At 51.6% G+C, this 20,651-nt stretch carries 15 protein-coding genes; 6 read left to right on the top strand and 9 right to left on the bottom strand.

Annotated elements, in window-relative coordinates; all coding sequences use genetic code 11:
- The first annotated feature begins 34 nt into the window (after positions 1-34).
- On the top strand, positions 35-2,089 hold the full coding sequence (gene mnmC1 / locus K5621_RS08550) for an FAD-dependent 5-carboxymethylaminomethyl-2-thiouridine(34) oxidoreductase MnmC1 (RefSeq protein WP_221050938.1): 2,055 nt from the start codon (positions 35-37) through the stop codon (positions 2,087-2,089).
- An 89-nt stretch (positions 2,090-2,178) separates the two neighbouring features.
- On the opposite strand, the gene K5621_RS08545 is transcribed toward mnmC1, so the two are convergent.
- The 5 genes from K5621_RS08545 to prmB form a co-directional block, all read right to left on the bottom strand.
- Positions 2,179-2,448, bottom strand: a complete 270-nt coding sequence (locus K5621_RS08545) for a YfcL family protein (RefSeq protein ID WP_100142787.1) — start codon at positions 2,446-2,448, stop codon at positions 2,179-2,181.
- Positions 2,449-2,451: 3 nt separating this feature from the next.
- On the bottom strand, positions 2,452-3,579 hold the full coding sequence (locus K5621_RS08540; RefSeq protein ID WP_221050937.1) for an ATP-NAD kinase family protein: 1,128 nt from the start codon (positions 3,577-3,579) through the stop codon (positions 2,452-2,454).
- 42 nt (positions 3,580-3,621) lie between these two features.
- Positions 3,622-4,809 carry an MFS transporter gene (locus tag K5621_RS08535; protein ID WP_221050936.1) on the bottom strand — a complete coding sequence of 396 codons (1,188 nt, stop codon included), beginning with the start codon at positions 4,807-4,809 and terminating at the stop codon, positions 3,622-3,624.
- Entirely contained in the window at positions 4,810-5,904 is a 1,095-nt protein-coding gene (gene aroC, locus K5621_RS08530) for a chorismate synthase (protein ID WP_221050935.1), read from the bottom strand.
- 96 nt (positions 5,905-6,000) lie between these two features.
- The gene (prmB, locus tag K5621_RS08525; protein ID WP_221050934.1) at positions 6,001-6,945 is read right to left on the bottom strand and encodes a 50S ribosomal protein L3 N(5)-glutamine methyltransferase; all 945 of its coding nucleotides are present in this window, start codon (positions 6,943-6,945) and stop codon (positions 6,001-6,003) included.
- An 84-nt stretch (positions 6,946-7,029) separates the two neighbouring features.
- Between prmB and smrB the strand changes: the two genes are divergently transcribed.
- On the top strand, positions 7,030-7,560 hold the full coding sequence (gene smrB / locus K5621_RS08520) for an endonuclease SmrB (RefSeq protein WP_025010455.1): 531 nt from the start codon (positions 7,030-7,032) through the stop codon (positions 7,558-7,560).
- 172 nt (positions 7,561-7,732) lie between these two features.
- On the opposite strand, the gene sixA is transcribed toward smrB, so the two are convergent.
- Positions 7,733-8,203: a phosphohistidine phosphatase SixA gene (gene sixA / locus K5621_RS08515; RefSeq protein ID WP_221050933.1), complete on the bottom strand. Its 471-nt coding sequence runs from the start codon at positions 8,201-8,203 to the stop codon at positions 7,733-7,735.
- Positions 8,204-8,375: 172 nt separating this feature from the next.
- Here sixA and K5621_RS08510 point away from each other — a divergent pair, with 172 nt between their 5' ends.
- The 3 genes from K5621_RS08510 (at position 8,376) to K5621_RS08500 (ending at position 16,172) form a co-directional block, all read left to right on the top strand.
- Complete coding sequence (locus K5621_RS08510) at positions 8,376-11,165, top strand: insulinase family protein (protein ID WP_221050932.1); 2,790 nt, start codon at positions 8,376-8,378, stop codon at positions 11,163-11,165.
- A gap of 271 nt (positions 11,166-11,436) precedes the next feature.
- Positions 11,437-15,729 (top strand): EAL domain-containing protein, encoded by a 4,293-nt coding sequence (locus K5621_RS08505; RefSeq protein WP_221050931.1) that lies wholly within the window; start codon positions 11,437-11,439, stop codon positions 15,727-15,729.
- 119 nt (positions 15,730-15,848) lie between these two features.
- The gene (locus K5621_RS08500) at positions 15,849-16,172 is read left to right on the top strand and encodes a hypothetical protein (protein ID WP_221050930.1); all 324 of its coding nucleotides are present in this window, start codon (positions 15,849-15,851) and stop codon (positions 16,170-16,172) included.
- A gap of 207 nt (positions 16,173-16,379) precedes the next feature.
- Here the strand turns inward: K5621_RS08500 and K5621_RS08495 are convergent, their stop codons facing one another.
- From K5621_RS08495 to K5621_RS08485, 3 genes are all read right to left on the bottom strand, one after another.
- Entirely contained in the window at positions 16,380-16,598 is a 219-nt protein-coding gene (locus K5621_RS08495; protein ID WP_231473623.1) for a hypothetical protein, read from the bottom strand.
- A gap of 163 nt (positions 16,599-16,761) precedes the next feature.
- Positions 16,762-19,215 (bottom strand): ABC transporter permease, encoded by a 2,454-nt coding sequence (locus tag K5621_RS08490; RefSeq protein ID WP_221050929.1) that lies wholly within the window; start codon positions 19,213-19,215, stop codon positions 16,762-16,764.
- Positions 19,215-20,027 (bottom strand): ABC transporter ATP-binding protein, encoded by an 813-nt coding sequence (locus K5621_RS08485; protein WP_221050928.1) that lies wholly within the window; start codon positions 20,025-20,027, stop codon positions 19,215-19,217. Before K5621_RS08485 ends, K5621_RS08490 begins: the two co-directional genes overlap by 1 nt.
- Between K5621_RS08485 and K5621_RS08480 the strand changes: the two genes are divergently transcribed.
- Entirely contained in the window at positions 19,966-20,640 is a 675-nt protein-coding gene (locus K5621_RS08480) for an arylesterase (RefSeq protein WP_051472865.1), read from the top strand. The genes K5621_RS08485 and K5621_RS08480 overlap by 62 nt on opposite strands.
- Positions 20,641-20,651: the final 11 nt, after the last annotated feature.

The raw sequence follows: 20,651 nt of genomic DNA, 5'->3' as shown, positions 1-20,651 counted from the left end.
TGCCGAATAAGGCCTCCAGAGTAAAAGATTGCCCGTGAAACAGGAACAACTTCGGCCATCCGGCAGTGAAAATACGCAAACTTGCAGCCAAAATCCCACATCTGCGGATACAACACAAGCCCCGGCGACAACTCTTGCGCCCTATCAACAATCCCAGTCCAATGACAAGCCCTTTGGGCGGCAAATCTGTCTGGCGGCGGTAGGCAGCGAAGCCCTATTGCCTCTATTGCAACTCTGGAGCCAACTAAGGCAGGATTATCCCAAGCTTGTGTTACAGCTCTTGCTGTTTGCCGCCGATAGAGACTCCCGGACAGAATCGCTTGAGGTTCTGCAAAGCAAACTGCCATTATGGCAGACAATGCAATACGCGGCATCCGAAGAGAGTATAACTATCGGGTTAAAGAGTTTGCTCGGCGAACTACAGGCAGCCACGCTTCTAGCTATCCCCGGCTGTCAACGTTTTGTGCTCGATGGTGGTCGCCTGAGATTGGATCTCTATCTCGAGTTTGACGCCACGCAGCTCAAAGCACTGCCAGGTTTAAGTAATGAGGGCTGGATAGACAACTGGCTATGGCTCGCAGAACCTTCGCCCTCGCAGGCGATAGTCTGGGAAATGGCGCGCTTGGCTAAAGACTACGCCGACTTACTGTGTCTGCCAAGTAAACGCGATGCACTTGCCCCTTTATTAACCGATAGCGGACTCAAGGCTACAGATTTTCATCATTTCACCTCATTGCTCGGCGGAGATAAGAGCAAGCTCGCGCCTATCGCCAAGGCTGAGCGCCTTGCCTTGCGACACCAAAGCTGCGCCGAACGGGCCCCCTGGCCACTCTATCGGGAACCCGCGCTTGCAGCCGATGAATCTATTGCCATTATCGGTGCCGGTGTGGCCGGTAGTCAGCTGGCGTTGTCACTGGCGGAGCGTAAGCAACACTGTCAGGTATTTTGCAGTGAGGACAATGCGGGAGAGAGCGCCAGCGGCAACCGTCAGGGCGCGCTCTACCCGCTGTTGACTCCGGAAACATCCGAACTCAACACCCTGTTCCAACAAGGTTTTCTCTTTAGTCGGCGGCGGATAACCGCGCTGGCTGCCGCCGGTTTCGATATCGCCTATGACTTTTGCGGTGTGTTGCATACAGGTTTTGATGAGCGAAGCCGCGCCCGTCTGAATAAGATTGCCATGGGCCAAAACTGGCACCCGGATATTCTGCGCCGGGTCGACAGCACTGAGGCGACAGAGCTTGCGGGATTGGATATAAAAGAAGATGGTCTTTTTTACCCTCTGGGTGGCTGGGTCTGCCCCAGAGCCCTGTGTCAGGCCGCCATCCAATACGCTGTCGACTCGACCTATTGTGACTTTCAACCCCGAACCCATATCAGCGAGATTTCAAGAGAAGGTAGCCACTGGTGGCTGAGTGCCGCCGATGGTCGCCGCTTTGGACCATTCAAGAAATTGGTGCTGGCAAGCGGCGCTTCGCTGACGGCGCTGCCACAAACTTCGGCCCTGCCCGCCTCCCCCTTTCGCGGCCAGGTCAGTGAAGTGGCAACCCAAGGCGGTTTGGGAGCGCTTAAGGCAGTGCTGTGCGCCAAGGGCTATCTCACCCCGGCCTGGGAGGGCATTCATTGCCTGGGAGCCAGTTATGTTAAAGAGCCCGAGCAATTGGCCTACAGCGCAGTCGAGCAGAGAGAAAACCTGCAAAAAATCGCCATGAGTTATCCGGATGCCGACTGGCACCAGGGGCTGGTGATGGGGCAAGGTGCCAGAGTGGGTGTGCGTATGGTCACCCGGGATCACTTTCCCATGCTGGGACAAGCGCCGGATATCGATGCGCTCATGCGGGGCTATCAGCAACATCAGCACACTCCCGAGAGTGCCCGCTACTGGCAACAGACGCAGGCGCCTGTTCATCCCGGTCTGTATGTTCTTGGTGGTTTGGGCTCCCGCGGCCTCAGCACAGGTCCATTGGCGGCGGAAATTCTGGCATCAGAACTTTGCCATCAACCCTTGCCGGTGGGAAGTACACTGCTGCAGCGCCTCAACCCCAACCGGATGTGGATGCGAAAGCTCATCAAAGGCAAGGCACTGTAAACTCTCTGCATTCGCTATCATTTCAAACACAAAAAGTCAGACACAAAAAAGCCCCGAACGGGGCTTTTTGTGTTCTTGCTCAAACCCGATCAGGCGGCGATCCGCTGTTTCAGTTCTGACCAAGCGTTATCCACCAGACGGTAGTCGGCATCTTCAAGCTCTTTGGCTGCCAGTTTCAGGCATTGCTGCATGCGCTCATTCAAGGCATCCAGCCCTTGCTCTGACTCGTTTTCCAGCTCGGCCAGCACCACGGCAAAATGGCCTTGAAGGTAACCGCTGGCAAACAGGGCATCATCGTCACCGCCGGCCACTATCTCGCCAATCCACTGCTCCAATGCCTGTTCGTACTTCTCTAACATGCTCTACTCCGCTAAGTCTGGGTTGGCCACCTGATACATCACGTAATCCCGATAACCTGTCACAATTCGATAATAGCCACTAAGTTCGCTATCCAATTTCTGGTCGCCACTATCCACGATAAGCGGCCTGCCTTCAAGTGCTTTTAGTTTGCTTTTGGTGGCAAGAATGATGATATTTTCCTTGCCAATGCGCCTGATAAGCTCGGGCGACAACTGCTGGTTGCCACGGCCAAGAATGTGCCCTTGGCCACCTATCAGGGTAATGACCAACTTAACCTTTTGATTTTCAGTGGCACTCAATAACTGCGCCGCATTAAGATCCGAGGCCAGCAGGGTCTTGTTCCGCACCAGATCCACCCCGAGCAGGGTGTTATCGAGCCCCAGCTCCTCCATCACGGCCGCCACTGTACTGCCGGAGCCCATGATATAGAGCTCATTTTCCATATCGCCGACCACCTCGGCGGCAATATCCGCCAGCACCAGTTCATCCACCTCGCGGCCACCCATCTTCACCGCCTGGATATATCGCGGCTCGGCAGGTACTGTCATTTCACCATAACGCCGCGCCCTGACAATGCCTTGGCGGAAGGCCTCTTCATCTATGTCCATCACATCGGCGCTCATCAGACTCACCAGGGCACCTTCCAGCAGCTGCTTCAATACCAGCCCGGATGCGTGGGGAGTAATGCCGTAAACACCCGAATGAATTTTGACCCCGGCCGGTACACCGAGTACGGGGAAGTGCTCACCGACAACGCCGTAAATATCCCTTGCCGTGCCATCGCCGCCGGCAAACAGTAGCAAGTCCAGCTCCTGCGCCATCAAGGCCTTGGCGGCAGCTTGGGTATCACTGCGACTGGTATCCGTTGCCGCTTGGTAACACACCTCGGTGCGAAAACCCAACTTTTGCGCCAGGTCGGCACCCATATTCCCCGAGGCGGTATAGATTTGCAGGCGCTCGGCAAAAGGCGTTATCACAGCCAAGGCCTGTTCCATTCGCAGACCGGCCTTGGGGGTGGCGCCAAGACTCAGCGCCTCTTTTGCCACACCGTCGCTGCCCTTGAGGGCCACACTGCCTCCAAGCCCGGCCAGCGGATTAATGATAAGGCCCAGTCGAAACATTTTACTCATAACTCTCTCCGGCAAATGATGCTCTGCTCTTGTAAGAAATCATCAGGCGTCAATGGGTTCCCCTTGTGATTGACGCCTGGAGTCGCTACCCGGAATAGCCAGCACGGCCAACATGGACAGCAAGGCGCACGCGGCGGCAAACACCCAACACCAGAAGGCGCCGCTGCCATCGCCCCAAATCAGGCCACAGATCCAGGTACCCAAAGCGCCGCCGACGCCAAAGCTCAAACTGGCGTAAAGTGCCTGGCCCTTGCTGCGGTGGCTGATATCAAAATTACGGTGCACAAACTGGATGGATGCCGCATGGGTCAAACCAAAGGTAAAGGCATGCAGCAGTTGGCTGAGCCCCAAAAGCAACATGCTTTCGGCGCCAAAAGCCACCAGCAGCCAACGCAGCGCCGTCATGCCTATGCTCACCAGCAGCAGCGTCTTGACCCCATAGCGACCGAGTAACCTGGGCGCTATCATAAACATGAAGATTTCCGCCACGGCTCCTAGCGCCACAAAAATACCGGCGCTGGCCTCTGTGTAACCCACCTGTTTGAGATAAAGCACGAAAAAGCCGTAGAAAGGCCCGGCGCTGGCTTGAAGCAACATGGCAGACAGTAAAAACCACAGCAGCGGCCGCCCGAGTTTGAGTGCCGGCTTATCCTGCCCGGCCCCCGCCGAGGCGCGATTCGAAGGCAAAGGTAAAGCGCTGCCCAGTAACCCGAGAAACAGGCTCAGCCCGACATAGAGCAGCACATCGGGGCCAAACTCCTTGATGGCCCAGCCAGTACCCACCACCAGCACGATATAGCCGACACTGCCGAAACTGCGAATGAGGCCATACTTATTGGCTTCAGTACCCAGGGTCTCTAGGGTGATCACCTCAAGCTGCGCCAGAATCGCATTCCAGAAGAAGGTATAAAGGGCCAGACTCAGCGCCAGATAGAGAAAGCCGCCATGATAAAAGAAACTCAGATAGGTCAATGCGGCGGCAAAGGCGCCGAGCTTGATAAGCTCTGAGCGCATGCCGGTGCGATCCGCCACCAGCGCCCAGACATTGGGCGCGACTATGCGGGTTGCCATGAGTATGGCCAGCAGGAAGCCTATTTCGGCGGCATCGAAACCGCGGTTGTCAAAAAATACCCCCAGATAGGGCACCATGACACCGAGTATGCCAAAGAAGAAAAAATAGCAGGCAGAAAGCCAGGCGAGCTGTCCCCCTGCGGGAAACAGTCCGCGCATTTATCGCATTCCAAGTACAGGTGTAAGGCTGCTGACATCCTGGTTTTGGGCCCGATGACGCAGCAAGTGATCCATCAAGACTATCGCCAACATGGCTTCGGCAATGGGCACGGCGCGGATCCCGACACAGGGGTCGTGCCGCCCCTTGGTCACCACTTCGGCCTCTGTGCCCTGCACTGTCATGCTCTTGCCTGGCACGCTGATACTGGACGTGGGTTTCAGCGCCATATGGGCCACTATGGGTTGCCCGGAAGAGATACCCCCGAGCACACCGCCGGCATGGTTGCTGTCAAACCCGGCAGGCGACATCAGATCTCTGTGCTCTGAGCCCTTTTGGTTAACGACGGCAAAGCCATCACCGATTTCAACGCCCTTGACCGCATTGATTCCCATCAGTGCATGGGCAATATCGGCATCGAGACGGTCAAATACCGGCTCGCCAAGGCCGACCGGCACATTGGTGGCCACCACACTGACCTTGGCACCGATGGAATCACCGGTTTTTTTCAGCTCGCGCATATAGTCATCCAACGCTTCCAACTTGGAGGCATCGGGGAAGAAAAAGGGGTTCTGTTCCACCTGCGCCATATCCAGAGTGTCGGCGCAAATAGGCCCAAGCTGGGAGAGATAACCCTGGATCTCAATGCCGTGTACCGCCTTGAGGTATTTCTTCGCCACGGCCCCTGCCGCCACCCGCATGGCAGTTTCCCGCGCCGAGGAGCGGCCACCGCCGCGATAATCGCGCAGTCCATATTTTTGCTGATAGGTATAGTCGGCATGTCCGGGACGGAACAGATCTTTGATATTGGAGTAGTCCTGGCTGCGCTGATCGGTATTTTCAATCAACAGCCCGATGGAGGTGCCTGTGGTCTTGCCCTCAAATACGCCGGAGAGAATACGCACCTGATCCGGCTCGCGTCTGGCTGTGGTATAGCGGGAAGTCCCCGGACGACGACGGTCGAGATCCTGCTGCATATCGGCTTCAGTCAGCTCAAGCCCTGGCGGGCAGCCATCGATAATGCAGCCGAGTGCAAGCCCATGGCTTTCACCAAAAGTGGTGACGACAAAGTTCTGACCTATGCTGTTTCCCGACATCCGCTTAATTTCCCCCTAGAGATAAAGTGACCGGCCACTGAGGTTCGGCCATCCGAACCTCGGCTTTACTGGCCCATTGGCTAATGGGCCGCTTTATTATTCACTGTCTTTAAAGATGGCGAACAGTGATTGATTTTCAACTAGCTGATCTTTTGTCAGCACAAACACCCCATCGCCGCCATGTTCAAAGCTAACCCAGGTGAAAGGCACATCGGGGAACTGCTCAATCAGGTGCACCATGGAGTTACCCACTTCCACCACCAGGATACCGTCATCTGTGAGGTAATCGGCGGCGTTGGCCAGAATGCGCTTGGTGATATCCAGGCCGTCTCGACCGGACGCCAAACCAATTTCCGGCTCATGGCGATACTCATCCGGCATCTCGGCAATATCTTCGGCATCGACATAAGGTGGGTTGGACACAATCAGATCGTACTGCGGCGCTCGTGGCACTGCGCTGAAGAGGTTGGACTGCATGGGAAACACCCTGTCCATCACACCGAGCGACTCAACGTTTATCTGCGCCACTTCCAGTGCATCCTCGCTGATATCCAGCGCATCGACCTCGGCCTCTTCAAATTGATAGGCACAGGCGATGGCGATACAGCCACTGCCAGTGCAGAGATCGAGGATCCGTCTTACCGGCTTGTTGTAGAGCCAAGGACCGAATCCGTTTTGGATCATCTCGGCAATCGGTGAGCGAGGCACAAGCACCCTTTCGTCCACATAGAAGTCCAGCCCGGCAAAACGGGCGGTGTTGGTCAGATAAGGCACGGGTAAACGCTCGCGTACCCGGCGGATGATAAGCTCAACTATCTTGTGTTTTTCGCTGCTGGTGAGATTGGCGTGGATCACCTGCTGACCAATGTCATCGGGCAGATGCAGGGCGTGAAATACCAAGGAAACCGCTTCATCCCACGCGTTATCTGTACCATGACCATAATAAATATTGGCGTCATTGAAACGGCTGACGGCCCAGCGTAACATGTCGCCTACCGTCCGCAATTCGGTGACGGCTTCATCCACAAAGATCTTATCCAAAATCTGACTCCGGCTTTGTTCTTATTCCGCCTCCATTGTAACTGAAGTCTGTTCAGAAGAAACAGGATTCAATAAAATAGCCTGATGAACGAAGAAAACGACAAAGAAGGCCTGGCGGAATTTCAGGCACTGGTATCCGGGATCACCCCGCTCGACCAGGATAAACGCCATTTCCGCCCGCCGAGCAAAACCAAGAAGCAACTGGCTGAAAAAGAAGTTCAGATCCAGGCGGACAGTTATTTTTCAGACGTTTACCAGCCATTATTGCCAGTAAACGGCCCTATGCGTTGGTGTCGGGACGATGTGGACGCCATGGAAGTCAAACGTCTGCGTAGAGGCGATTATGTACCTGACTTTCTTTTGGATCTGCATGGTTACCGCCAAACCGAAGCCAAGCTGGAACTGGCGGCCTTGATCCAGGCCTGTATCCGTGAACACAGCCCTTGCTGTAGTGTCATGCACGGCTACGGCACCGGCATTCTCAAACAACAGTTGCCCATGTGGCTGGCGCAGCACCCCAAAGTCAAAGCCTTTCATCAGGCCCCCAAAGAATGGGGCGGCGATGCGGCGCTGCTGGTACTAATAGATATTGGCGAACATCCCCACAGACGCTAACCGCAGTTAAGCTGCTCCCTTTACAGACTTAGCACTATAAAATGCAAAGAACCCGGTCATGACCGGGTTGCTTGTTTTGCTGGTATTTTGCCCAAGAGTCACCTTTTTAATCAGTTAAGGCGCTTGAGTTTAGGTTAATCACCGCCCTGAAGGCTGCTTTAATCTGGAACCACTAGGCGATATTGTGCGGCCCTTGTTGCCACATCACACTAGCTTGCTGTCCATGCACATCGACAAGCGCCACTGATGAAGTCGCAAATAACGGCGGCTCAATACCGGCCACCAATTCACTGACCATATAACCCAATAATGGCATGTGAGCTATCACCAACACCCTGTCTGCCTTGAATTGTTCGGCGTAAGCCTTCACCAGGCTGGCAGCCATTTCCGGGTCGGCCGATGGTACCAATTCATCCAATACCATCCATTTACGCGGTTCTGGAAAGTGTTTTCCCAGCTCCTGCCAGGTCTGCTGCGCTCTGAGGTAGGGACTCACCAACACCAGATCAAAGGAAGAAACAGAAGCATTCAGCCAGTTACTCATCTGTGTCGTATGGAGGCGTCCGGCGTCAGTCAGTATTCGCTCCCTATCTGAAGGGGCATCAAAGCTGGCCTCACCATGGCGCATTAGAAAAAGCTGCATACATCACTCACTACAGAAAAAAGTTCTTATGGTTCTAAGTCAATTGTAGCCCTTTATAGCGCGGCAACAAACCGCAGGGCTCTCAATCTTTAGTCGAAAAATCCAAGAGATATTTGCCAAAAAAGCATAAGGCTATCAATATATAACAATCTGTCTATACGGGAGTTATCCCTTGAGCACTTGCCAGTCTGTCATTTCCAGCCCCAATGATCACCGCAGCTATCGTCATCTGACTCTGACCAACGGCCTGCGGGTGTTGCTGGTGCAAGATAGGCATTCTGCCCAGGCCGCCGCATCCATGGCGGTTAATGTCGGCCACTTCGATGATCCTCAATCCCGCCCCGGGATGGCACATTTTCTCGAGCATATGTTATTCCTGGGGACTGCCAAGTTTCCCGAGGCCGGAGGTTATCACAGTTTTATCAACCAACATGGTGGCAGCAATAATGCCTGGACGGGCACAGAGCACACCAACTTCTTCTTTGCCATAGATCCCCTGGTATTTGCCGAAGCGCTGGATAGATTCAGCCAGTTCTTTATTGCGCCCTTGTTCAATCAGGAGTTGGTGGACAGAGAAAGACACGCCATAGAATCTGAGTTCAGTCTCAAGCAGAAAGATGATATCCGCCGTATCTATCAGGTATTGAAAGAGACGGTCAACCCAGGGCACCCTTTTTGCAAGTTTTCCGTCGGCAACCTGCAAACCCTGGGCGGAGATGAGCAACAGCTCAGGGAAGAACTGCTTGCCTTCTACAACAGCCATTACAGCGCCAATCTGATGACCCTGTGTCTGGTGGCTCCGATGGCCATCGATGAGCTGGAGCAGTATGCCAGACGCTATTTCTCGTCAATAAAAAATCATAATCTGCAAAAAGCCTATCCCGAACTGCCACTGTTCTCTAGTGAGCAACTGCAAAAGCAGATCCATATAGTGCCACTTAAAGAGCAAAAACGCCTGACCCTGAGCTTTGCCCTGCCCGCTATCGATCGCTTCTATCGCAGTAAACCACTAACCTTCATCAGTCACCTACTTGGGAGTGAGAGCCACGGCAGCCTGTTTTCCAAACTCAAGGAAGCCGGTCTGATCAACGGGCTTTCCGCCGGTGGTGGCATCAACGGCTATAACTTCAAGGAATACAACATCAGTATTCAACTGACCGACAAAGGTTTGAACCAAACCGACAAGGTGGTTGCGGCCTGCTTCGGTTATATCAAACTCATTGCCGATACTGGACTGGAAGACTGGCGCTATCAGGAAAGGGCCAATCTGCTCAAACTGGCATTTCGCTACCAGGAGCAGATAAAAGCCTTGGATCTGGCCAGTCATCTCAGCATCAATATGCAGCATTATCAGGTTGAAGATACCGTCTATGGCGACTATCGCATGGATGGCCTGGATGTCGCTGAAGCCAGAGCACTGATGAGCCTGATGACCCCGGATAATATGCGCCTGCAACTGGTGGCCCAGGATCTGGATACCGAGCAACAGGCGGCCTGGTACCACACCCCGTATCAAATTAAGCCCATAGAAGACGCCAGGCTGGCACTGTGGCGCTGCGCCGAGGCTGAAACTGGGATGGAACTGCCAAGGCCCAATCCTTTCATCGTAGAAGACGCAATAGCCCGAAGTGAACCCAGTCGGCATCCTGAGCCGGTGATTGTCGCCGAAGGCGCCGGTTACCGTATCTGGCACAAGAAAGATGATGAATTCAATGTCCCCAAGGGACATCTGTATCTCTCGCTCGATTCGGATCAGGCCAGCCCCACGCCGAGACATGCCGCCTTGACCCGGCTGTATGTGGAAATGCTGCTCGATCATCTGACCGAACACACCTATCAGGCGGAAGTGGCCGGCCTCAGTTACAACATCTACCCCCATCAAGGCGGGCTGACCCTGCATTTAACCGGTTTTACCGGCAACCAGGAAACCCTGTTGGCGCTGCTGATAGACAAAGCCCGGGAGCGCAGTTTTACCCAAGAGAGATTCAACCTTATCAAACGCCAGTTACTACGCAGTTGGTATAACCATGCCCAGGCGAAACCCATCTCCCAGCTGTTCACCAGCTTGACGGTAACCCTGCAAAAACGCAGTTATGAACCACTGCGGATGGCTGAGTTGTTGGAAGATATCACCCTGAACGATCTGCATGACCATGTGAGCGCCTTCTATGAAAAAATCTATCTGGAAGGTCTGGTCTATGGTGACTGGCTGGAGCAAGAAGCCCAGTCTCTGGGAAAACGACTCAGCCATATTCTGTCGCTGGTTTCCAAGCCCAGCCGTGAATCGGCAAGGGAGTTGGTCAACCTTCAGGGTAAAGGAACCGTACTCAGGGAGCTGAACATAGCTCACCCGGACAGCGCCATCATAGTCTATTACCAATCCGTGTTTGCCACTCCGGAGAAAATGGCGCTGTTCAGCCTGCTGAATCACACCATGTCATCGACCTTCTTCCACGAGCTGCGAACCCAAAGACAGCTCGGTTATATGGTGGGCACAGGCTATCTGCCGCTGAACCGCCACCCGGGGATGATCTTCTATGTCCAATCTCCTACCGCCGGGCCACTGCAGTTACTGGAAGCCATAGATGAGTTTATCGCCGACTTCAATTACGCCGTGATGCAGATAACCAATGAGCAGTGGGAAAGCACCAAGCAGGGACTGATCAACCAGGTCATGGAACATGATGCCAACCTCAAGACCCGCGGCCAACGTTATTGGGTCAGCATAGGCAATAAGGATTACCACTTTAATCAGCGCGAGCTGGTGGTGGCACAAATCAAGCGCCAAACCCGGGCCGGGCTGATTAAGTTTATGATGGATAAAATGCGCACCAAACACAGCGATCGTCTGGTGCTGTTCAGTACAGGAGAACAACACCGACATCTGGATCGCCTGCAAGCGGGCTCCCTGATCACAGACTTACGGGCTTTTAAACAGCAGGCTGAGCAGTTCAACCTTTAACCAATTGAGAGAATACAAGCATTGTCGCAGCATTAAATGCATAACGAACATTCAGCCACTATACTCACCAATAGCAGACAGAAAAAGACACTTTATGGCATCAAGCAGCACAGAACGCTTAAAGGTCGCCCGATTACCAACAACCAACCAAGTGGCAACAACAAGGCAAAGACTTGTTATATGAGGTGTTGTTTTTGACAAATAAGCTACTTTCTGAAAGAGTTATCATTACACAATACTGGCATCACGCATTATAAAACTTATTAAATTTATGCCTAAATCATTGCTCGGTCTCATATTACTCTGGCCTCTGATTATTACCTTCTCCCAGGTTAAAGCTTCAGCATTTCCTCTGATTGATACTCCAGCCCCAATCCTTCTAAAAGCAGAAACATACGGCGTCCCAGAAGGACTTTCACAAAGTACGGTGACCTCGATAACCGAAGATGCAGACGGTTATATATGGATAGGTACACTCAACGGCCTAAACCGCTTTGATGGAAAGGAGTTCAAGCAGTATTTCGCCAACGATGGAAGTGGACTCAAAAGTTCGTTTATTCAAAGTCTATACACGCACAAAGATCTTCTTTTGGTTGGCACCAACAACGGTCTCTACACCTACAATAAAGAAAAAAATATCTTTGTATCCATCAGTGGCGTGGACAGTGCGGTTTGGTCTCTCCAAATGATAGAGGATTCAATCTTGGTCGGTCTCAGTGACAAGATAGCCAAAATAGAACAGATCACAACCGTAACCCCAAAAATCAATCACCTACAGTCTGAGATTTTCCTCAATGTAAAACAAGTTATTACTGATAATAATGGCTACATAACTCGCAATCACGATGGTTCCATCTACCACACAGATGAAAATACAAATCAAAGTGAACTAATTTCAAAAGAATCAATATCCATCACCCATGATGGAAAATATATCTATATATTAAAAAATGATGGCATATATCGACTGAAGAATAATGAAACAAAAAAAATATCGATTGGGAACTATACTAGCATCTTCAGTTTAAACAATGAATTGTACGCGCTCAAAAACAATAAAATATTTCACATTCGCATTGATGGAAAAGAGAATCTATTAGGCTTAATCGATGGTATAGACCTTTCTACTTCTATGAGTTTTGTATACGCAGAAAAAGGCCGAATTTACATACCATTTTTAAACAAAGGTTTTTCTGTAATAGATATTGAACACCAACTCGCCTCAACTCTCTTAAGTAATACTAAAAATGTATGGAATACACAAAAGAACCAACAAAACGACATCCTTATTTCCGATGACACACAAATACTAACATTACTAAATGAAGATCTTGATGTTATATTATCTTTTGATACCGGACTCAAAGGCCCAAAAACAGCAGGTCTTGTTGCTGATTCTATATTTTATGGTTCACTTAATGGTTTATATGCCATAAACATCAATACAGGTACACGCTATCAAGTCTTAGATAGCCCTATAGTCGCTTTAGCCATCAATAGAGAAGAAACCAAAGTTGCGGTAAGCACAGAAAACTCTCAAATAATTGAAGTTGAAGTTAAAAATCTAACAGTGATCAATCAGTATGACTTGAACAGTCAACCAGCAATATTCAATATGGCTTATGATGGTGATGAACTGTATGTCGCTACTCAGGCAGGTGTGTTTACTATCACTGATAATGCAGGCGTCAGTAACATTTTTGATGAAGAAATAACCTATAGTATTGCACCAACTGAGTTAGGCACATACTTGGGGACTGGAACTGGATTAAAATTTTACGACAAAGTCACCAAAAATATTGTGACCAAGTTCGTTATTAACAGTCCCATTTACTCGATAGCAACTGATTCTAATGGGAATTATGTTGCGACATCTATCAGAAAATTACTCATAGGGATTGCCGGAAAAACCTACGTTTTAAATGAAGACTTCGGCAGTCAATATGAATACAATACACAAAGCGCTGCAACTTGGAGAAATGGTTTTTTATTGGGAGGAATTTCAGGGTTAACCATTATTTCACCCAATGATATTGTCAACTTCAAGAATAGTCATAAGCCAAAAGCCAACCTCAATGAGTTATTAGTATTTAATATTCCTCAAATCGTCGACAACAGTAAACTTTCTGCTGCGCTTTCTCTCTCGAGCAAGATCAAACTAAAATATTCTGATTATCCCTTTACTATCAGATTCAATAGTCCTAAATATTCTCATATTAAACTCGAATATGAGTACAGACTTCAGGGACTTTCTGACGATTGGATCAGTTCCAAGGGTATAAACTCTGCAACTTATACCAATCTTTCTCCCGGAAGCTATACCTTTCAGGTCAGAGCCATAGATCCCATCACAGGTGAAAAAGGTCAAAATACTGAACTTCAGGTAGATATAACCCCTCCCTGGTGGCTTTCCCCTATTGCCAAAACTCTCTATGTATTGTCGATATTGCTGATACTGACAGCTATCACCAAAGCCGTGCTGCGCAAGAGAGAGATCCAACGCCAAATAGCCCTGAGTGAGGAGCGGCTAAAGCTCTCCCTCTGGGGCAGCGGCGATGAGATGTGGGACTGGGATATAGAAACGGGTCAGATATACCGATCTAATATCTGGGGCTCTCTCGAGTTTCCCCGCGACGGCCAGCGTTCCGGCCACCATGGCGAAGAGAGCAATATTCACCCTCAGGATAGAGAGCGGGTAAGAGAAGCACTCAACAAACACTTTTACGGTGAAACAGATCATTTTGAAGCGACCTATAGGGTCAAGAGCAAGAATGGTGAATGGCTGTGGATCCTCGACAGGGCCAAAATCGTTGAGCGGGATGAGCATGACAATGCCCTGCGTATGACGGGAACCATCAAAAATATCAATAGCTTCAAGACAGCAGAAGAACAACTGCGCCTATTCGAGCGGGCGATAGAGAATATCTCAGAAGGCATGTTTATTCTGGATGCCGACTTCCATTATGTTGAGGTTAACGAAGCCTGCTGTGAACTAACCCAACACAGCCGCAACCAGTTGCTCGGCACAACGCTGCAGTTCAGCCGTTATCCTGACAATTACAATCAACAGATAAAACAGTTATTGCAGCAATACGGTCGCTGGAGCAACGATATAGAAGCCATTAAGGGCGACGATTCAGAGTTCCTGATGGAGCTCACCATAGATGCAATTTACGATGAACAAGGGGTCCTGACCCACTATGTTGGGGTGTTTTCCGATATCTCCCGTCGTAAACAACAAGAAGAAGAGCTGCGTAAGCTCACCAACAATGATCTCCTGACCGGTCTCCCCAACCGCTCCAACCTGCAAGTCACCCTAGGCAACCTGGTGAAAAAAGATCATCACCATACCCTGATGGTACTTGACCTGGATAACTTCAAAAAAATCAACGACTCACTGGGCCACCAGATAGGTGACGAGCTTTTAATCCTAGTTGCAGAAAGGCTGCAATTATCTATACCCGGACACACCAACCTCTATCGCCTCGGTGGGGATGAATTTGCCATTCTGGTGGATAAGAATCCCGACATTGGTTCCAGTGCTATGATAGCCAATCGCATCATCGATGCCTTCGGTCAAGCCTTTGAGCTGGCCGGTGAACAACTGGTTGTTGGCGTCAGTATAGGCATAGTGCTTTACCCTGAAGATGAACAAAATGAACAGGCGCTATTGAGAAAGGCCGATATTGCCATGTACCATGCCAAGTCTGCCGGTGGTAACCGCTATCAGTTCTACTCTGAATCCTTGAACCGCAATGCAATTAGGCAGTTGGAGGTAGAGAATCTCATCCGCGAAGGCCTGAAAGACGATCTGTTTGAAGTCTATTACCAGCCCAAAATAAATCTGCGTAGCGGTTTAGTGTCGGGTATGGAGGCCTTGGTCCGCTTGAATCATCCTCAGCATGGATTAATCCCACCCAATGATTTTATTCCGCTGGCAGAGGAAAATGGTCTAATTATTGAAATAGGCGACCTTGTTATGCGCAAGGCCTGCTTTGCCGCCCAGCAGTGGCGTGAACAGGGATTGTTTGATGGCCGTGTGGCTGTCAATTTGTCGTCGCGACAATTCGCCCTACCCGATCTGCAGCAAAGAATCGCGTCAATTTTACGTCTGACCCGCCTACCTGCTGCTAATCTGGAACTGGAAATCACTGAAGGGACTGTTATCAAGCATCCTGAAAAAGCCATTAAAGTCATGCAACAACTGGCAAAAATGGGAGTCTGTCTGGCGCTCGATGACTTTGGTACCGGCTATTCGTCTCTGTCGTATCTGAAGCGATTCCCCATTCACAGCTTGAAAATAGATAAAGCCTTTGTTGACGATATCGATAAATCGGACAGAGATTTAAAGATGGTCGACTCCATCATCACCATAGCCCACAATATGGGGCTTTCCGTTGTGGGCGAAGGCGTAGAAGAACCCTCACAACTGAGTATTTTAAAAGCATTAAATTGTGAAGAAATACAAGGATTTATTTATAGCAAGGCGGTTTCTGAGGCTGAATTTTCCGAGTATCTAAAACAAAATACCCCCGCATCTACAGGAAAGAAAAACACGATTTAAAAACCAAATTTAAACCAATTTAAAGACAAAGTAACATTTTGGCATAGCTCCTGCTTTGTCTCTCTCAGCGTCAAGAAGTTAACCGCTACTGTTACCACTACCCTGAGAGAGATAAAATAATGATTAAATCAATACTTGTTACCGCCGCCGTTGTTACCAGTTCACTGGCTTTTGCTGCTGCCCCCAATGTGAAGTTTAAGCCTGTCGAGCTGGCCGCTGCCCCTAACGTGAAGTTCAAGCCTGTCGAACTGGCCGCCGCGCCTAATGTGAAATTTACGCCTGTCGAGCTGGCTGCAGCACCTAATGTTAAGTTCAAACCTGTCGAGTTAGCCACTGCCCCTAATGTGAAGTTTAAGCCTGTCGAGCTGGCCGCTGCCCCTAACGTGAAGTTCAAGCCTGTCGAGCTGGCTGCCGCGCCTAACGTCAAATTTATATACGCCTGAGCCCGAGCCTTGGAGGACTAATTATGATCATATCAATCAAAAAGTTATTGGGTCTGACCAAACCAGAGCGTAAACGGGTGAAACTACCGGAGGGTCTGTGTCACCTGAAAGTGGTTCCTGCCAGAGGCTGGTGGAACTGATGAAACAGCGAAAAACAAGGGAGCATTTATGCTCCCTTTTGCTGTGATTTGGAATCAATAGAGGATTCTAGAAGGAATGCTTGCTATCGCCGGGTCGAGTGGTTTTACGGTACGCCAATTGCCTATGTGCATTAAATAACAACATGGCAGCGGGTCCCAGCAACAACCCGGCAGCCACCCAACGTTTAACCCCCATTCCCGCCTTGAAGGCTGAATGCCCCAGAGTGTAAGCGGAGACGCCCAGGGTCCCCGCCAAAGCCAAAGCGCCTGCCAGTATCAGTGTCAACTTGCCTCACCTCACTTGTTGCAGCGCATCCCTTCACTGTCCAAAAGAAAGCCGGAATACTACCCCAGCAGCGCTCAAAATAACAGCAAAAGGTCAGTCATTCGCCACCCGAGCCTGGCAAAAAATGGTTCGACAAAATAGCCTGACAACCAATCCCCTGGCATTACTCAAGCCTTAACAGCTCACCACAGGACTTTTGCAGCAGACTGCGACAACGCCACAGGCCAAGCAGTGCCACCAACAAGGCGCCACTGAGGGGAGCCAACAGCCACCATTGCCAGTGAGGACTGACTCTGAGTTCAAACACCTGAGTTTTCAAAAGCCAGAGCGCAAACTCCGCCACTGTGACCGCCAGAATGCCCGCCACGGCACCTAGCAGTGCAAACTCCAACGCCGTGGCAAGCTTAAGCAAGCTTCCCGGCGCACCAAAGGTGCGTAGAACCGCCAGCTCTCGTTGGCGACTGGCCATGCCGGCTTCGGTCTGCGCTATCATCACCAGGGCACTGGCCAATACCACCAGCACCAACACCAGCGTCAGCGCCAAAGATACCTGGGCGACTATCTCTTTGAGCTGAGCCACCATGGCCCCCACATCTATGATGGAAACAGTGGGGAAATTACGGATAAGCTCAAGCACCACGGCCTTTTGACCATCATCCAGATGAAAACTGGCCATGGAGGTATAAGCAAAGGGGGCCAAGGCTTCCTGACTGAAAATCATAAAGAAGTTGGGTTGCAGAGTTTCCCACTGCACAGAGCGAATACTGGCCACTTTGACAGTCAGCGTTTGGTTATCGATAACAAAACTCAGGCTGTCTCCGACAGTAATTCCCAAACGCTCGGCCACCCCGGACTCCACTGATACGTCATCGGTTTGCCGATTAAAATGGCCCTCAAGGATCTCATTGTTGGGCGGCAAGGTATTTCGCCAGGTGAGATTCAGTTCCCTTGAAATCCCAAGGCGCCCTCTCTGCCCCTGTTCCTGCTCTTCGGCAGTGATCACCTCCTCACCATTGATAGCGCTGAGCCGACCGCGGATGACAGGATAGATATCTGTGGCAGCAATCTGGCGCTGAGCCATAAAGTCCGCCAGCGGCTCTACTTCGTCCGGAGCTATGTTAACCAGGAAATAGTTCGGCGCATCCTCAGGCAACTGCTTCTGCCATTCGCTGAGCAAGTCCTGACGCAACGCCATTATGGTCAGCAATAACACCAAAGCGCTGGAAAAGCCCACCAGTTGTACAGCGTTTTGTCTGGCGCGGCGCCTAAGGCCCGCCAGTGCGAGCGACAAGGGGTTGGTCGTGCGCATGCCAACACTCTGCCCCAGGCGGATTAACAAAAAACCCATCAGGCTGAGCAGCACCCCAAGCAACACCACGCTGGCCACCACGGTCAGGGTCAAAGGCAAAGAGCGCGAGTAGAGCCAGCCGAGTAATCCCATGGCCGCCAAACTCAGCAGCAGATGCAACCACATGCCCAGACGTATTCCTTCGAGCTGGCGTTGCAACACCCTGAGCGGCGGAATAGCCAGCAGCCGCATCAGCGGATAGGCACTGAACATAAAGGCGCTGATAAACCCTGTAGCCAGCCCCAAGAGAAGCGGTCTGAGCATAGGCGGAGAATAGGCGGCAATTTCTGCGGGCAAGGCTCGGCTGATGAGATAATCCAGCACCAGGCCACCGAAGATCCCCAAGATCACTCCAAGAAAGGTCACCAGCAGCAGGTGCAGACCAAACAATAAACGGATTTGTCTTGCACTGGCGCCAAAGGTTTTCAGCATGGCAACCACATCATAGTGACGCTGACAATAACGCTGGGCGGCAATGCCGATGGCGGCGCAGGCAAGGGCTATCCCCAGCAAGCTCGCCAGCAGCAAGAATCGCTCCGCCCGCTGCACCGCCCCGGCAATCGGCGAATCGCCGGATTGTACATCAACCCAACGTTGGCTACTGGTCAGCTGTGGCTTGGCGTATTCCTCAAAACGGCTCAGCGCCTGGCTGTCCCCGACAAACTGATAAAGATATGTCACCCGGCTGCCGGGTTGAATGACCCCGGTTGCCGCTACATCATCAAGGCGCATCAACACCAAGGGAGAAGAAGCAAATGGATTGAAACCAGCATCGGGCAGCCTGTCTATCTCCTTGGCCAGCGCCATCTGGGCGTTACCCAGCTCAACACTCTTGGGATACCCCAGCAAGCCCCCAAGACGCATTTCAAACCACAGTTCACCTGGCTGCGGCAAGGTACTGGTTTCCCCTTGACGCAAGACAATTTTGCCCTTGAGCGGATAGGCATTATCAACTGCCCTGACAGTGACCAACTGAAAGGCATCGCCGCTGTAAACCATAGAGTTGAACTGCAAACTCTGCGATTGCTTCAGCCCTAACGCATTGGCCTGCTGCAGTATGCCTGCATCTATGGGGACGGGTGAATTAATGATTCGGTCGGCGGCAATAAACTTGGCCGCCTGGCCATTGATGGCGAGCTGCAATCTCTCACTGACCCGGGCCAGACCGGTGACAGACAACACCGCCAGGGTCAAGGCCAGCACAATCAATACCAACTGCCCTTGCTTGAGTTCGCGGCGAAACAGGCGCCATGCCAGCGTCCATTCCATCAGCGCCCCTCCTCTGCCGTTACCGATGCCGCCGGCACCTGGCTCTCTGTCTTGGCCTCATGCAAACCGACCTCTTCCGGCGGGGTTTGCTGCCCCTGTTCATACAATCGCCCTTCGTGCATCTCTAACTGGCGCTCACAGCGACTGGCCAATTGCATATCATGGGTCACCAGAATCAAGGTGGTCGAACTCTCGCGATTGAGCTCAAACAGCATGTCGGCAACCCTGTCGGCGTTGTGTTTGTCCAGGTTGCCCGTGGGTTCATCGGCAAACAGCACCTTGGGTTCGCTGATAAAGGCTCTGGCGATAGCAACCCGCTGCTGCTCACCGCCGGAAAGCTGTTTCGGGTAATGATTGAGCCTGTGCCCGAGGCCAACTCGCTCCAGCATGGCTTTGGCTCGCTCTCTGGCATCCTTGATACCCGCAAGTTCAGCCGGCAGCATGACATTTTCCAGGGCGTTGAGGGTATCAACCAACATAAAAGACTGAAAAATAAAGCTGACTTTCTGCTTACGCAGCGCCGCTTTCTGCTCTTCATTCAGCCCGGCCAAGACACTGCCATCGAGCCAAATCTCACCGGACGAGGGGGTATCCAATGCCGCCAGCAGGCCCAGCAGAGTTGATTTACCTGAGCCTGATGGCCCAAGAATGGCCACACTCTGGCCCGGCTTGACATCCAAATTGATGCCACTCAGGATAGTCAGGTCACCTTCCTGGGTAGTGACAGTTTTTACGAGATGGGAAACCTTAATGGCACTGTTCTTCAAAATTGCTTCCTTATGCTTGCGTCCGCTGGCATTGATACCAGTCATATTCTTGTTCTCTGCGCTGCCCGTCAAGGCCGCTGATGTACTGATCCTGGGGGACAGCCTGGGAGCCAGTTACGGCATGGCCGAGAAACAGGGTTGGGTCGAAGGGCTGAGACAAGCCCTGCCCGAGCATAACATTGTTAATGCCTCTGTCAGCGGCGAAACCACGGCCGGTGGCCTCAGAAGATTGCCTCAGTTGCTGGAGTCGGTAAAACCCTCGCTGCTGTTGGTGGAGCTAGGTGGCAATGATGGTCTGAGAGGCTTTCCGCCAACGGAGCTGAAAAACAATCTTACAAAAATCATTGCGCTGGCCCGTCAATCCGGCGCCAAGGTGCTGCTTTCCGAAGTCATGGTGCCGCCAAACTACGGCCCCAGATATGCCAACGCCTTCAGCGCCGTTTACAGTGACCTGGCCAAACAGCCCAACGTCACCCTGATGCCCTTCTTTATGACAGAGATAGCGCCTTTCCCCGAGTTGATGCAGGCCGATGGGCTGCACCCGAACGAAAAGGCCCAGCCCAAGATCACCGCCTTTGTGCTGCCCTGGGTTGAATCGGCAATCGAAGCCATCAAAGCCCCTGCCACAGACGCATCTGCGCCGGCAACAGGCGGATAAGACTATCGCCG

Origin of the sequence: Shewanella carassii (genome assembly GCF_019670705.1) — a bacterium.
GTDB classification, from domain to species: domain Bacteria; phylum Pseudomonadota; class Gammaproteobacteria; order Enterobacterales; family Shewanellaceae; genus Shewanella; species Shewanella carassii.
Note: the sequence above shows the minus strand (reverse complement) of the source record. Positions and strands in the feature narration are given on the sequence as shown.